Source organism: Streptomyces sp. NPDC090499 (genome assembly GCF_044769305.1).
In the GTDB taxonomy this organism is placed as follows: Bacteria; Actinomycetota; Actinomycetes; order Streptomycetales; family Streptomycetaceae; genus Streptomyces.
Genome location: NZ_JBIVXP010000018.1, coordinates 127,957 through 142,485, shown reverse-complemented (window position 1 = coordinate 142,485; position 14,529 = coordinate 127,957). Strand labels below are relative to the sequence as shown.

The following is a 14,529-nucleotide window of genomic DNA, read 5'->3' as shown; positions in this document are numbered from 1 at the left end:
GTGCCTTTCGGCGGACGCCGGCCGGGCGGGCCGGGCGGGTCAGCCGGTCGGGGTCGGCAACGCGCCGAGTCGGGGCCGGAGTTGCGTCCCGCCCTCGTCCGCGAGGGCCTCGGCGCGCGGCCGTGGATAGCGCGAGGTCCAGCCAGGCGCCGATGACCTCCTGTTCGCGGACGAAGCGCAGTGAGCGCGGGCGGAGCCTGGCGAGTACGGCGGAACGTGGTGTAGCCGGTGAAGGACGTCGTGTTGAGGACGATGCCTCGGTGGACGGGCATGTGCACCGGCCGCCCGAACGACGTCGAGCGCAGGAGCCCCGCGCCGAGGCCGGCGGGCAGGGTGCCGGTGATCTCCTCCACCTGGGGGGTGCAGGTACGCACGGACCTGGGCCAGGTGGCCGGCACCGGCCTTCGCCTCCTCGCGCACCAGTCGCCTCCGGTGCCGCGGAAGGCAGGCGGTCGGTGCCCTCGTGTTGCGGTGGAAGGGCAGGGGCGCAGCGGTAGCTTTCTCTCTGAAGAGATCACGTTCTGTCTGCCAACTCCCTTGTCTCCACGAGTACTTCTACGAGGTCTGCATGTCCAACCCCCCATCCCCCGTCCGTACGGCCGCTCGTCACCGCACGGCGGGAAACCTCCACCCCGCGCTCCGCCGGGTCGCCGTCGTCGCCGTGGCGGCGCCCATCGCCGGGACGTTCCTCTTCGGCACGAGCGCCTTCGCCGCCGGCGAGACCGTCTCCGCGGCCACGGCACTCGACCCCGCCGAACAGAAGATCGCGGACAATCTCGACGCCCGCGTGCAGGACACCCGTCTGGGCTCCACGCTGAGCGGCGTCGTCATCGACGCCGCGTCCGACAAGGCCGTCTGGGGCCACGCCGCGACCACCGCGCTGATGCCCGCGTCCAACACCAAACTCGGCACCGCCACCGCCGCGTTGACGGTGCTCGGCCCCGACCACCGGTTCACCACCAGGGCCGTCTACGGCAACGGCACGCTCACCCTCGTCGGCGGCGGCGACCGTACCCTGACCGGCGCCGACCTGGAGGCGATGGCGAAGACCGCCGTCGCGGGACTCAGGAGCGCGGGTCTCACCTCGGTCAAGGTCCGGGTCGACGACAGCCTCTTCCCCGAGCCCACGCTCGCGACCGGCTGGAACGACGGCTACTACCCGGACTCCGTGGCACCGGTACGGGCGTTGGTGGTCGACGGCCACCAGGTCACGGACACGTCGCTGGACGCGGGTCAGGTCTTCGCCGGGTTTCTCGCCCAGCAGGGTGTCACCGTCACGGGCGGCGTCACGCACGGCACGGCCGGTACGGGCGACGTGCCGGTCGCCCAGCACCAGTCCGACCGCCTGTCCGCCGTCGTGGAGCACATGCTCAAGGTGAGTGACAACGACATCGCCGAGACCCTGCTGCGGATGACCGCGATCGGTGCCGGCCGACAGCCGACCTTCGAGGACGGCGCGGCGGTCGTACGCGAGGTGCTCCGCGGGTACGGCATCTCGCTCGACAACTACGTGATCCACGACGGCAGCGGCCTGTCCCGCGCCAACCGCATTCCGGCACAGACCATCGCCGGCATCCTCGATGTCGCCGACGACGCGCGCAACGCCCAGACCCTCGGGTACATCATCGAGGGCCTGCCCGTCGCCGGAGAGGCCGGTTCCACCCTGGGGCCCGAATGGGGCCGCTTCGACACCGCGGACTCGCAGTGCGCCGTCGGCAAGGTCCAGGCGAAGACGGGCACGCTCACCGGTGCGATCGCACTGAGCGGGCTGACCAAGGCCGAGGACGGACGCTGGAAGATCTTCTCCTTCATCGAGAACAACTCCACCGCCGACCCGGCCGCCACCAAGGACGCCCTCGACGGCCTGGCGGCCACGGTCAACGGCTGCTGGGCATAGGGCAGTCGGTCCCGGCCGGCGCGGAGCCGGGCCCGGACCGGCCCCGGACCGGCCCCGAGCCGGCTTGAACTGTGCCACCGGACCGGTCCGGCCACCGGTCCGGCCGTCGGTCCGGCGTCGGGCGGCTATGGTCGCTGAGGGGGCGGTTCGGACATGACGGGGGGGCTCACGTTGGATCGGCTGGCAGGAGCGGGCCTGGAGACCGGCCCGGCCAGATCCGCGGCGCACGCGCTGTTGCCCCGGTCGCTGCGGGCCTGGCTCGGGCCGGTCGCGGCGCTCGCCGCACTGGTGGTCGCCGTCCTCGGGGTCCGGTACGCCGGGCACAGCGAGCCGGGCCGGGTGGACCGGTGGCTCGTCCGGCCGACGGCGGACAGTGTGCGGGGGCCGTGGCGGCACGTCGCCCTGGCCCTGGACTTCCTGGGGGAACCCGCGGGATCGGCGATGGTGATCGTGGCCGGGGTGGCGGGCTGCCTGCTGCTGCGGCGGCTCCGCGGGGCAGTGCTCGTCGCCGCCGGCTCCGGCCTGGCCGTGGGGACGACCACGCTGCTCAAGCACGTGGTGGGACGGACCATCCACGGCCCCGGCAACCTCTCCTACCCGAGCGGGCACACCGCGTTCTTCACCGCGCTCGCCCTCATGGCGGCGCTGCTCGCGACCGGTCGGCTCGGCCTCGGCAGGGCGGCCGGCACGGCACTCGTGCTGGCCGCCGCGCTGGTCGCCGGCGCCATGATGGGCTGGGCGGAGGTCTCCCTGGGCGCGCACTATCCGACCGACGCCCTCGGCGGCTGGTGCACCGCACTGGTGGTGACACCGGCGACCGCGTGGCTGGTCGACCGGACGGCCGACCGGATGACCGGCCAGGTGACCGCCCGGTCGGCAGACCGGCCGGCCTGCCTGTCGACCGGGCAGCGGGGCGACCGGGCGACGGATCGGGTGACGGGCCAGGGAGACGGACGGGCCGACGACCGGCCGGCCGACGTCGGCCGGCGGGAGCGGGGCTGACGCCGCGTTACGCCAGGCGCCGGAAGACGGGCTTCACGGCTCGCCCGGCCAGCCAGGGGCGGACGTCCGTGGCGTCCAGGGCCTTCCGGTACACCGCACACGCCTCGGCCACCACATCGACGGTGCGGTCGATGTCCGCGTCGTCGAGTGCGCTGCTCACCACGAACGACGGGGCGAGCACCCCGCCGGCGAGGAGCCGGCGCAGGAACAGGGTGCGGTACTGCTGTGACGGCTGCAGGTCCTCGTCGAGGGTGGCGAAGACCAGGTTGCTGGCCCGGCCCCGGACGACGACGTGGTCGCCGACGCCCATGGCGGCCGCGGCGTCCCGGACACCGGCGGCCAGCCGCTGGCCGAGGGCGTGCAGGCGCGCGGTGACGCCCTCCTCGACGTAGGTGGCCTGCACGGCCATCGCGGCGGCCAGCGAATGGGTCTCCGCGCCGTGCGTGGTGGACAGCAGGAACACCCGGTCGCCGGAGTCGCGCAGTCCGCCGCGCTCCATCAGGTCGCGGCGCCCGGCCAGCGCCGAGACGGCGAACCCGTTGCCGAGCGCCTTGCCGAACGTGGAGAGGTCGGGGACGACGCCGTACAGGCCCTGGGCGCCCGCCTCGGACCAGCGGAAGCCGGTGATCATCTCGTCGAAGACCAGGACGCAGCCGTGCCGGTGGGCCAGCTCGCGCAGGCCGGCCAGGTAGCCGGGCGGCGGCTCGGTGTGGGTGGCGGGTTCCAGGATCAGGCAGGCCACCTCGCCCTCGTACCGGGTGAGCAGTTCCTCCGTGGCGGCCAGGTCACCGTAGGGGAAGGACACGGTGAGCTCGGTGGTCGCCGCCGGGATGCCGGCGTTCATCGGCGTGGTGCCGATGAACCAGTCGTCGACGGAGAAGAACGGGTGGTCCGCGCAGAGGGCCACCCGCGGGCGCCCGGTGACGGCGCGGGCGAGGCGCACCGCGGCGGTGGTGGCGTCGGAGCCGTTCTTCGCGAACTTCACCATGTCGGCGGTCGGCACGGTGGCCAGGAAGCGTTCGGCGGCCTCGACCTCGACGATGGACGGCCGGACGAAGTTGCTGCCGCGGCCGAGTTCCCGCCGTACCGCCTCCAGCACGCGGGGGTGGGCGTGTCCGAGGCTGACCGACCTGAGGCCGGAGCCGTACTCGATGTAGCGGTTGCCGTCGACGTCCCACACGTGGGCACCGCTGCCGTGGCTGATGACCGGGGCCAGGTTCTCGGGGTACTGGTCGTCGCCCTTGGCGTAGGTGTGCGCGCCCCCGGGGATCATGGAGTGCAGTCGCTCGTTGGCCTGCCGCGAGCGGGACAGGAGGAGCCCCTCGGTGTCTTGGGTGTGCACGCCGACCTCATCTTTCTTGGTGCTTCAGGACCTCGGCGAGGCTCGGCGCCTCCCGGTCCCGGCGGGACATCGACGTGACCGGCAGGGGCCAGGGAATGGCGAGTTCCGGGTCGTCGAAGGCGATCGTCACGTCCTCGGACGGATCGTGCTGACGGTCAATACGGTAAGAGGTGTCTGAGATTTCGGTAAGAGTCTGGAAGCCATGTGCGCAACCCGCCGGGATGTACACGGTCTTCTGCGTCTCGCCGGACAGTTCGAAGAAGGCCCGGCCCAGGTACGTCGGCGAGTCCGGCCGCAGGTCCACGACGACGTCGAAGATCTGCCCGTACGAGCAGCGCACCAGCTTGGCCTCGCCGGCGCCGGAGCGCAGGTGCAGGCCGCGCAGCACGCCCCGGACCGAGCGGGACACGCTGTCCTGGACGAAGGCGTCCGGGTCGAGGCCCACCGAGCGGACCACGTCGGCGTCGAAGGTGCGGCAGAAGAAGCCGCGTTCGTCGGCATGGGGCGTCGGCTCGAACAGGAACGCGCCTGCGATCTCCGGGACTTCGGTCGCTTTCATGAAGCCTTCCGTGGGACGTGGGCGTGGTCGTGGGTGTGGTCGTGGGTGTGGTCGTGGTCGTTCGCCGGGAACAGGGTCGCGGTCAAGGCGGAGAACTGCCGGCCGAGTTGCTCTGCGGCGATCCGGTTCCGCTCGGCGAGGGTCCGCCGCAGTTCCGCCGCGTGCTTCTCCAGGTCCCGGAACTGTTCGAGGAGCCGGTCGGCGTCGACCTCGCGGGCCGGGTGGCAGTAGGCGCCCAGACCCATGCCGTCCATGAGCGCGTCGCTCTTGGCCGCGTAGCAGAGGGCGAGCACGGGCGTTCCGGTCTTCAGCGCGCAGATCAGGTTGTGGTAGCGGACGGCCACCACGGTGTCGGCGGCCGTCATCTCGTTCATCAGGTCGGCCAGTGAGGCCGGTTCGGCCGCGGTGACCAGCGGTGACTCGACCGCGTCGAGGATGGCGGCGACCACCGACAGGTCGCACTGGTCGCCGGTGAGGAGCCGCACGGGCCTGCCCTCCTCGACCAGCGTGCGGACGAACCGGATCGTCCCGTCGAGGTAGCGCCGGTGGATCTCGTCGGCACGGGCGCGGTCGTCGTTGCCGCCGTGGAAGTCCATGACGCCGAGGCAGACCGGGCCGGGCGTCTCCGCCGGTGCGCTCACCGCCGGTGTGGGCAGGGAGAAGGCGAGGTCCGGGTAGACCTCGTCGCGGCTGGTGTCCACGCCCATCGCCCGCATGGCGTCGCGGGACTGGGCGTCCCGGTACGACCGGTACGCGGCGAGCCGCGCCGACCGGCGGACCAGGGCCCGGGTGGGCCGGTTGCGGATCTCGGCGGCGCCGACGCTGACCAGTGCGACCCGGGTGCCCAGCAGCCGGCCGCTCGCGCAGAGCAGGAACAGGGAGTACGGGAAGCCCCAGGGCCGCAGCGGCAGGGTGGCCTCCAGGACGCCCATGCCCGGCACGATCACCACGTCGTGCCGGCGCACCCAGGCCGCGGTGCGGAAGACGTCGACGAGTTTGCCGAGCCCCTTCGAGGCGATCGCGCCGAGACGGGACGCGGTCCGGTATTCGGCGCGGTTCCAGTGCATGCGCGTGGCGGGGATGCCGAACCGGGCCGTGACCGCCTCGGGGCCGCCGCAGAACGCGTCCACGACCGCGTCCGGGTGCTCGGCGCGGAGGTAGCCGAGGACTGCTTCGAGCGAGCCGTCGTTGCCGAGGTTGCCGGAGCCGAGCAGGCCGAACACCCCGACGCGCACCGGAGTTCCGTCTGCGGACGTCATGCCTGCCGCCTCCCCTCGCGGCCGGCGACGAGGGCGTCGACGGAGACCGTGAGCTGGGCCGGGTCGACCGGGGCGCGGTCCTCGACGCGTTCGCCGGCGTTCGGCCGGACCCGGCTGGTCATCCAGGCGGCCAGGTGGCGGTAGCACTCCCGCCGGTCGGCCGCGGACAGCGGCGCCCGCCGGATCGCCGAGGCGAAGCCCCAGACGTACTCGGCGAGCAGCCGGGGCGTCGGGTGCAGCAGGCCGGCCCGGCGCGGGTCCAGGTTGACGCACCGGGAGCGCTTGGACGGGTTCGCCCGCTCGGCGCGGGTGGGGTGGTCGCGGCGGAAGTACAGCAGTTCCGGCACCTGGTGGAAACGCCCGTGCAGGGTGATCTCGGCGACGAACGTGCGGTCCGCGTGGTGGTAGCTGTCCATCGGCTTCACCCGGCGCAGCACGTCGGCCCGCAGCACCCCGTAGAAGTCGTCGCCGCCCGGCTCGAACAGCAGGCTGCGGAAGCGCTCCGGGGCGTGCGGCGAGCCGGTGGCGAGGGTGTACTCGTAGGGGACGGTGACCTGGCCGTCGCCGTCGATGACCGCCTGGTCGGTGTGGGCGAGGATCACGTCGGGACGTTCGTCCAGCGCCTCCACGCAGCGCCGGAGCAGGTCGCGGCCGTAGAGGTCGTCGTGCGAGGCCCACTTGAACAGTTCGCCGCGGGACTCGGCGAACACGTGGTTGTGGTTCGGGGTGGCGCCGATGTTGCGGGGCAGCCGGTGGTAGCGGATGCGGGCGTCCTGCGCGGCGTACTTGCGGCAGATGTCCTCGGTCCCGTCGGTGGAGGCGTTGTCGGAGACGACCAGTTCGAAGTCCTCGTAGGTCTGGCCGAGGAGGGCGTCGAACGACTCGGCCAGGTACTCCTCGCCGTTGTACACGGGCAGGCCGATGCTCAGCCTGGGTCGGTCGGTCATGCGGTCCTCACTTCGGGGATGGGATTGCGGTGGCGCTCGCGCAGGGCGGACCGCAGTTGCAGCCACCAGACGGCCGAGCCGCTGAGGGTCGCCGCGGCGACGCCCCAGGCCGAGCCGGACGTACCGGCGAGGGCCGCGCCGCCGAGGCCGCCGCCGACGTAGCAGGCGGAGGCGAACAGCTGGCAGCGCAGGCTGCGCCGGGCCGCGCCGAGCGCGCGCAGTCCGGCCGCCGCGCCGGTGCCGAGGCCGGCCCCCGCGACGCTGAGGGTGATCTGCACGACGAGGTGCGAGGAGGAGTGCCAGACGTCGCCGAGCGCCAGGTCGCCGAGCCGGTCCGGCATCAGCAGCAGCGCGGAGCCCCAGAGCAGCGCGCCGGCGGCCTGTCCCCCGCCCAGGAGGAGGCAGAACCTGCCCAGTTGGTGCGGGGCCCGGCGCAGCACCCGGGCCGCCTCCGGGACGGTGACCAGCGAGAGCCCCATCAGCACCGCGAGGAACGGCCCCATCAGGAGTTCGGCGCCGCGCACCGCGCCCACCGCGCCGACCCCGACGATCACGCCGAGCCCGTACGCCCGCACCTGGCTGGCGCCGCTGAGGCTGACGTTCTCGACCAGGTACCGGTAGCCGAGGTCGCGCTGTTCGCGCAGCCAGCCGCGGGCCTCGGCCAACCGGGGCCGGATGCCGGACTGGAGGTAGCCGTAGCCCGCGGCCACCGTGGCGGACGCGCCCCAGGCGAGCACGAAGGCGGCCACGGTGTCCACGTGGGCCGCCACCACCAGGGCCGGGACCAGCGCGATGCCCCACACGACGTCGTTGACGAACGCCTTGCGCCCGGCGCCCGCGGCGAAGAACGCGAACCGCCAGGCGTCCTGGAGCAGCAGCCCCGGCAGCATGAGACCGAGGGCGGCGAAGGCGGGCCCCACCCGGCCGCCGAGGCCGAGTCCGGCCGCCAGGCACACCACGCCGAGGGCCGCGCCGACGCCGAGCGCGGTGCCCGTCGAGCGGGCCACCGCGCCGCGCCAGGAGGCCTCCGGCACGCCGCTGAAGCGGACCACGAGCGGGTCGGTGGCCAGGCCCCGGGAGACGTTGAGCACCACGCCGTAGGTCACCCAGGCCAGGCTGAACACGCCGAACGCGGTGACCCCGAGCGAGCGGGCCACGTAGAGGCCCACCGCGAAGTTGCTGATGCTGGAGGCCGCCTGGTCGGCCAGTCCCCAGGACAGCCGGCCGACCAGGGCCCGCCTGGCGGACCCGGCCGGTACCGTCGGCTTCTCCTTCTCCCCCTGGGTGGTCATGGGCGTCATTCCTTGACCAGGTCGGCGCCGCGCAGGGCGTCGGCCGCGGCGGCCACGGTGTCGAACGGCAGCCCGGACCGCTCGGCGACGTCCAGCAGACTGTGCTCGCCGTCGGAGAGGTTGAGCACCCAGAGCATGGCCATCTGGGCCTGCTTGGTGTCGCTGCGGCCGCCGAGCGCGTCGTACAGCCCGCGCCGGCCCAGCTGCGGTTCGCCGTAGGGGCTGAGGTTGACGTACCGCCGGTTGCGGTCGAGGACGGCGAACGCCTCGCGGCAGACGGCGAGGGTGTCCGCCATCGCCGCCGGGGAGACGAAGTCCAGGTTGTCCGCCGAGGTGTGGTACTCGGGGTAGCCGGCGTACGGGGTGCGGGTGAGCGAGCCCACGCCCAGGTTGAACCCGGGCGAGCAGAACTGCCGCTCGTCGTAGCCGTACGGGGTGAACTCGGTGACGCGGTGCGGACGTTCGGACGCGGTCAGCACATGCTGCAGCACCCGGTCGATCTCCGCGTCGCCGCGCCTGCTCTGCTTGTACGTCAGTTGGCCCGGGTCCCCGGCACAGGCGAGCACCAGCCCGTGCCTGACCCTGTCGACCCGCTCCGCGTTGCGGGCCAGCCAGGTGATCGCCCCGATGGTGCCGGGCGCGAACAGGAACCGGTAGGTGTAGTAGGTCGGCTGCTCCGCGAGGGCACGGGCCAGGTACGTCGCCACCGCGATGCCGGCCAGGTTGTCGTTGGCCAGCGACGGGTGGCAGACGTGGCAGGAGACGATGACCTCGTCGGCGACCTGTCCGGGGACCACGTACTCGGCGTAGGTGAGGTGGCCGTCGGCGAGGGTGGAGTCGATGCGGACCTCGTACTCGCCGTCGGGCAGGGCGTCCAGGGTCTCCTGGGCCAGGCAGAACCCCCACTCCGGCTTGTAGTAGCTGGTGCGGTAGGGCACCCAGGACGGGTGGTCGGGCAGGGTGTGCAGGTGGCCCCGGAGCTCGGTGAGGGGCATGGTCGCCGACACCGGGACGCTGTAGCCGAGCACGTGCAGGCTGGACGCGGCGAAGTCGACGACCCGCCGGCCCGCGCTGTCGGCGATGTAGGCGTCCCGGATGTTCCACTCCTGCGGCACCGTCCAGTCGAGCACCTGCGTCCCGGTCGGCACCTCGTGCACCTGCAGTGGGATGTGCTCCCCGACGATGTCCAGGGTGGCGCGCACACCGTCGCCGGTGATGCTCCGGCAGAGCGGGTACATCCGCTCCACCAGGGCGTACATCTCCTCGCTCACGTCGGTCACCTGCGCCACCTGAGGGTGTCGTCGACGGTGCCGGCGTCGGAGGCGGCGCGCAGTACGGCGAGCCGGGTGTAGCGCTGCTCGAAGTCCTCCCGGGTCAGGTCGAACTTCCGGTAGGCGTCGGCGAGTTCGAGTGCGCCCCGCTTGACCGTCCACTCGCAGTCGAAGCCGGGGAGCGCGGCCCGGAACCGGGAGAAGTCCACCCGGTAGGACCGCGGGTCGGCACCGTTCTCCCCGGTGATCACCACCTTGGAGCCGGTCACCGCCTCGGCGACCTGTTCGGCGATCTCGGCGACCGTGACGTTGTTGGTCTCGCTGCCGATGTTGAACGCCCGGTCGTGCACCGCCTCGCGCGGCGCGGTGAGCGCGGCCGTGAAGGCCCGTGCGATGTCGGCGGCGTGCACCAGCGGGCGCCAGGGGGTGCCGTCGGAGAGCACCAGTACCTCACCGGACAACAGGGCGTGCCCGACCAGGTTGTTGAGCACGATGTCGGCGCGCAGCCGGGGCGAGAAGCCGAAGGCGGTGGCGTTGCGCATGAACACCGGGGTGAAGTCGTCGTCGGCCAGCGCGTGCAGGTCGTCCTCGACCCGCACCTTGGACTCCGCGTACGGCGTCACCGGGCGCAGCGGGGCGTCCTCGGCGACCAGGTCGTCGCCGCCTGCGGCGCCGTAGACCGAGCACGTCGACGCGTACAGGAAGCGCCGTACGCCGGCGTCGCGGGCCAGCCGGGCGAGGCGGACGGACGCGTGGTGGTTGATGTCGTAGGTGAGTTCCGGCGCCAGCGAGCCGAGCGGGTCGTTGGAGAGCGCGGCCAGGTGGATCACGGCGTCCACCCCGGCCACGTGCTCGGCCGTGACGTCGCGCAGGTCGACCCGGTGTCCGGGCGGGTCCTCGGGCTGCGGGCCGAGCACGCAGCCGGCGAACAGGCCGGAGTCGAGGCCGACGACGTCGTGCCCGGCGGCCTTGAGGACCGGGGCCATCACGGTGCCCAGATAACCCTGGTGTCCGGTCAGTAGTACGCGCAAGGTTGGTCAACCCCCCAGGTTGAGCGTGAGTTTGGTGACGGCGAACGCCTCGGCGTAGCGCGCGTGGCATTCGATGCCGCGGATCCGGGCGAGGCCCAGGAAGGCCTCCCGGTCGTACCAGGGCCGGTGCCGCTGCGAGGGGTAGTGCTCCTGCAGCAGCCGCACCTTCTGTTCGGCGGTCTCCGGTGCCAGCGGCTGGTAGGCCGCCGGCCGGCCGAGGTCGCCGTCCCACTTGACGATCTCGTAGCCGAGCACGAGGTGGTCGCGGAACGCGGTCGTCATCAGCTTCGCCAGGCCGCGGTGGTCCTGGTGGGCGTCGTCGGTGCGCGGCGCGAGGACCAGGTCCGGGTCGGTCTGCGCGCGCAGTTCCTCGACCGCGGACTTGGCCTCCTCCCAGTGGGCGGGGAACCGGCCGTCGGGCAGTTTGTGCACGGTCAGCCGCAGGTCGGCGTCCGGGCAGAAGGCGGCGAGCGCGGCCTGCTCCTCCTGCTCGCGCTCGCTGCCGCCGCCGGTGAGCACCAGCGCGTCGACCCGGACGCCCGGCCGCGCCCGGCAGAGCGTCAGCAGTGTGCCGCCGGCGCCGATGGCGATGTCGTCGCAGTGCGCGCCCACCGCGACGATCCGGTCCAGGGGTCCGGCCCCGAGCCGGATCACGCTCGGGCCCCGGCGCGGTCCCGCTCCCAGACGGCCCACGGGCGGTCGCCCCTGGTGTAGGCCTCGTCGAGCGCGGCCCGTTCCTTCACGGTGTCGGTCGGCTTCCAGAAGCCGCGGTGCTGGTGTGCCACCAGGCGTCCCCGCTTGGCCAGTTGGGCGCATCCGTCGGCGACCAGGTCGCCGTTCTCCGGTATGTGGTCGAAGACCTCCTGGCGGAGCACGAAGTAGCCGCCGTTCTCCCACAGCGGCAGTTCGCTCACCGCGGTGATGCCGCCCACCAGGCCGTCCTCGCCGAGCTCCACGCAGTGGAACGACGACTGCGGCGGGACCACCATCATCGACGCCCCGGCGTCGCGCTGGGCGAACTTGTCGATCATCTCGGGCAGCGGGGCGTCGGTGAGCACGTCGGCGTAGTTGGCGAGGAACATCTCGTCGCCGTCCAGGTGGTGGCGGACCCGGCGCAGCCGCTCCCCGATGGGTGACTCGATGCCGGTCTGCGCGAACGTGATCGTCCAGTCGGCGATGTCGGTGGAGAGCAGCTCGGTCTTCCCGCCCCGCAGGACGAAGTCGTTGGACGTGGTCTCCTCGTAGTTGAGGAAGAAGTCCTTGATGTGGTGGGCCCCGTAGCCGAGGCACAGGATGAACTCGGTGTGCCCGAAGTACGCGTAGTAGCGCATGACGTGCCAGATCAGCGGTCTCGGGCCGACCATCGCCATCGGTTTGGGCACGTCGTCGGAGGTGCCGTTGCGCATGCGCATCCCGTAACCGCCGCAGAACAGGACGACCTTCATGCTGTGACCTCTTTCGCGGCCTCGACGATGCTCAGTTCCGGGATGGGAAAGACGAGCCGGCCGCCCCACTCGTGGACGAAGGACAGCTGCTCGGCGAGTTCGGCCCGCAGGTTCCACGGGAGGACGAGGACGTAGTCCGGCTTGTCGGCGGCAATCCGCTCGGGCGCCAGGATCGGAATGCGGGTGCCCGGGGTGAACCTGCCGTGCTTGTAGGGGTTGCGGTCGACGGTGTAGGCGAGCAGGTCGGGGCGGATGCCGCAGTGGTTGAGCAGGGTGTTGCCCTTGCCCGGGGCGCCGTAGCCGACGACCGTCTCGCCGCGCTCGGCCGCGTCGATGAGGAACCGCAGCAGGTCCCGGCGGACCTTGGCCACCCGGGCGGAGAACTCGGCGTACCCGGACAGCTCCTGGAGCCCGGCGGCCTTCTCCCGGGCCAGGACGTCGGCCACCCGCCGCGTCGGCTCGCCGGCCGCCTCGGCCGGGCGGGCCCACAGCCGGATGGAGCCGCCGTGCGTGGGCAGCAACTCGACGTCCACGAGCGCGAGTCCGCCGCTCGCCAGGGCCCGGATCGCGGCGGCGACCGTGTAGTACTGGAAGTGCTCGTGGTAGATCGTGTCGTACTGGTTCTCCTCGATCAGGGTCAGCAGGTGCTGCACCTCGATGGAGACCCAGCCGTCGTCGGCGACCAGCGCGCGCAGCCCCTGGGTGAAGCCGACCACGTCGGGGATGTGCGCGTACACGTTGTTGGCGACGACCAGGTCGGCCGGGCCGTGCTCGGCGCGGACGGCCGCGCCGGTGTCCGGGGAGAGGAACTCGGTGAGCGTGGGCACGCCCGCCTCCCGGGCCGCGGCGCCGACGTTCACCGACGGCTCGATGCCGAGGCAGCGGATCCCCCGGTCCACCACGTGCCTGAGCAGGTAACCGTCGTTGCTCGCCACCTCGACCACGAAGGCGTCGGGGCCGAGCGCCAGCCGTTGCGCGGTGTCGGCGACGAAGGTGCGCGCGTGCTCCACCCAGGACGTCGAGTACGAGGAGAAGTAGGCGTACTCCTTGAACGTCTCCTCGGGTGTGATCAGCGGTGGGATCTGCGCGAGCCAGCAGTCGGTGCAGACCCGCAGGTGCAGCGGGTACGCGGGCTCCGGATCGTCCAGTCGGTCCGCGGCGAGGAAGCTCTCGCACGGCGGCGTCGCCCCCAGGTCGACGACGCTCGCCATCGCTTCCGAGCCGCAGAGTCGGCATCGTGTCATGTGCTGTCCCCATCCCCCCTGCTCGCGCGGGTCTCCCCGTCGCGAGCCTGTGCCGACCGCCCCGCGATCGCGGTGCGGTACTCCTCCAGCAGCCGCTCCAGGCCGACGGCCGGGCTGAAGCCCTGCTCGTAGCGGAGCCGGGCCGCCCGGCCCAGCTCCCGGTTGCGGTCCGGGTCGGCCGCGATCCGGCGTATGCCGGACGCGAGCGAGCCCGCGTCGCCGGGCTGGTGCAACAGCCCGGTCACACCGTCCTCGACGAGTTCGACGAAGGCGCCGTGGCCGGCGGCGACGGTCGGCACCCCGGCCGCCATCGCCTCCACGACCACCAGGCCGAACGCCTCCAGCCACGTCGAGGGAGCCACCACGGCGACCGACCGCGCGATGGCCTTCCGGCACTCCGCCGTGTCCAGCAGACCGGCGTAGCAGACGTCGTCCCGGCCCGCCGCCCAGGCGGTCACCTCGCGCTCCAGCGGCCCCGTGCCGGCGATCACGAGCGGTACGCCCAGCCCGCCACCGGCCGCGATCTCGTCCCACGCGGCCATCAGCAGCCGCACTCCCTTGGCCTCCGCGAGCCGGCCGAGGTAGAGCACCTGCTCGCCCTCGCCTTCCCGGCAACCGCCCGGGTCGGGCACGAAGTTGTGCTTCACCGTCAGGCGCTCGGCCGGCATGCCGGACCGCACCAGGACGTCGCGCTGGGCCGCGGAGATGCAGAGGAAGCGCTCCACACCGGACCACCACCGGCGCCGGTTGACCGACAGGCTGACCGCGAGCGGCACCGTCGCGAGGCGGGAGTCGCGGTAGCAGCCGTGCCGGACGGCGGGCAGGGGTGCGGAGCCGACGCACTCGGTGCACGGCCGGCCGGCCCGCTGGAGCGTGCCGGGCGGGCAGACCTGGGTGTAGTTGTGCAGCGTGGCGACGGCGGGCACCCCGGCGTCGGCGCACGCGGCGAGGACCGCGGGCGACAGGAGCGGGAAGACGTTGTGGACGTGCACCACGTCCGGCCGCTCGGCGCGCAGCCGGGCGGCGAGTTCGGTGCGGACCGCCGGGTTCCACGGCACCAGGAGCGGCACCGCGACCTTGCCGAGGAGGGACCGGGCGGCGATGTCGTCGCTGCGCCGCTCGAACACCTCGACCCGGTGGCCGGCCGCACGCAGCAGCGCCACCTCCTGGTCGACGACCTTGTTCTCGCCGCTCGGCTGTGCGGAGCCGTAGCGGTTGTGCACCACGAGGACGTGCATGC

Annotated in this window: 13 protein-coding genes; 2 read left to right on the top strand and 11 right to left on the bottom strand. The window is 72.8% G+C overall.

Going from position 1 to position 14,529, the window contains the following annotated elements; genetic code table 11:
- Positions 1-568 precede the first annotated feature (568 nt).
- Complete coding sequence (gene dacB / locus ACIQVL_RS41300) at positions 569-1,897, top strand: D-alanyl-D-alanine carboxypeptidase/D-alanyl-D-alanine-endopeptidase (RefSeq protein WP_403478021.1); 1,329 nt, start codon at positions 569-571, stop codon at positions 1,895-1,897.
- Between the two features lie 153 nt (positions 1,898-2,050).
- Positions 2,051-2,899, top strand: a complete 849-nt coding sequence (locus tag ACIQVL_RS41295) for a phosphatase PAP2 family protein (RefSeq protein ID WP_403478020.1) — start codon at positions 2,051-2,053, stop codon at positions 2,897-2,899.
- Between the two features lie 7 nt (positions 2,900-2,906).
- On the opposite strand, the gene ACIQVL_RS41290 is transcribed toward ACIQVL_RS41295, so the two are convergent.
- Genes ACIQVL_RS41290 through ACIQVL_RS41240 form a run of 11 tightly spaced genes read right to left on the bottom strand, consistent with a single transcriptional unit; the run spans position 2,907 to position 14,527 of the window.
- A complete protein-coding gene (locus ACIQVL_RS41290) occupies positions 2,907-4,241 on the bottom strand; it encodes a glutamate-1-semialdehyde 2,1-aminomutase (protein WP_403478019.1) in 1,335 nt (444 codons plus the stop codon).
- Between the two features lie 7 nt (positions 4,242-4,248).
- Complete coding sequence (locus ACIQVL_RS41285) at positions 4,249-4,800, bottom strand: dTDP-4-dehydrorhamnose 3,5-epimerase family protein (protein WP_403435877.1); 552 nt, start codon at positions 4,798-4,800, stop codon at positions 4,249-4,251.
- Positions 4,797-6,059, bottom strand: coding sequence for a polysaccharide pyruvyl transferase family protein (locus ACIQVL_RS41280; RefSeq protein ID WP_403478018.1), 1,263 nt, complete (start codon positions 6,057-6,059; stop codon positions 4,797-4,799). Before ACIQVL_RS41280 ends, ACIQVL_RS41285 begins: the two co-directional genes overlap by 4 nt.
- A complete protein-coding gene (locus ACIQVL_RS41275; RefSeq protein ID WP_403435874.1) occupies positions 6,056-7,006 on the bottom strand; it encodes a glycosyltransferase family 2 protein in 951 nt (316 codons plus the stop codon). Before ACIQVL_RS41275 ends, ACIQVL_RS41280 begins: the two co-directional genes overlap by 4 nt.
- Positions 7,003-8,307 (bottom strand): hypothetical protein, encoded by a 1,305-nt coding sequence (locus ACIQVL_RS41270; protein ID WP_403478017.1) that lies wholly within the window; start codon positions 8,305-8,307, stop codon positions 7,003-7,005. Before ACIQVL_RS41270 ends, ACIQVL_RS41275 begins: the two co-directional genes overlap by 4 nt.
- A complete protein-coding gene (locus ACIQVL_RS41265; protein ID WP_403478016.1) occupies positions 8,304-9,587 on the bottom strand; it encodes a DUF4910 domain-containing protein in 1,284 nt (427 codons plus the stop codon). The genes ACIQVL_RS41270 and ACIQVL_RS41265 overlap by 4 nt, the downstream gene beginning before the upstream one ends.
- A complete protein-coding gene (locus ACIQVL_RS41260; protein ID WP_403478015.1) occupies positions 9,575-10,600 on the bottom strand; it encodes an NAD-dependent epimerase/dehydratase family protein in 1,026 nt (341 codons plus the stop codon). The genes ACIQVL_RS41265 and ACIQVL_RS41260 overlap by 13 nt, the downstream gene beginning before the upstream one ends.
- A 6-nt stretch (positions 10,601-10,606) precedes the next feature.
- On the bottom strand, positions 10,607-11,254 hold the full coding sequence (locus tag ACIQVL_RS41255; RefSeq protein WP_403478014.1) for a PIG-L deacetylase family protein: 648 nt from the start codon (positions 11,252-11,254) through the stop codon (positions 10,607-10,609).
- Positions 11,251-12,045: a sugar phosphate nucleotidyltransferase gene (locus tag ACIQVL_RS41250; RefSeq protein WP_403435867.1), complete on the bottom strand. Its 795-nt coding sequence runs from the start codon at positions 12,043-12,045 to the stop codon at positions 11,251-11,253. The genes ACIQVL_RS41255 and ACIQVL_RS41250 overlap by 4 nt, the downstream gene beginning before the upstream one ends.
- A complete protein-coding gene (locus tag ACIQVL_RS41245; RefSeq protein ID WP_403435865.1) occupies positions 12,042-13,289 on the bottom strand; it encodes a methyltransferase domain-containing protein in 1,248 nt (415 codons plus the stop codon). The genes ACIQVL_RS41250 and ACIQVL_RS41245 overlap by 4 nt, the downstream gene beginning before the upstream one ends.
- The gene (locus ACIQVL_RS41240) at positions 13,286-14,527 is read right to left on the bottom strand and encodes a glycosyltransferase (protein WP_403478013.1); all 1,242 of its coding nucleotides are present in this window, start codon (positions 14,525-14,527) and stop codon (positions 13,286-13,288) included. The genes ACIQVL_RS41245 and ACIQVL_RS41240 overlap by 4 nt, the downstream gene beginning before the upstream one ends.
- Positions 14,528-14,529: the final 2 nt, after the last annotated feature.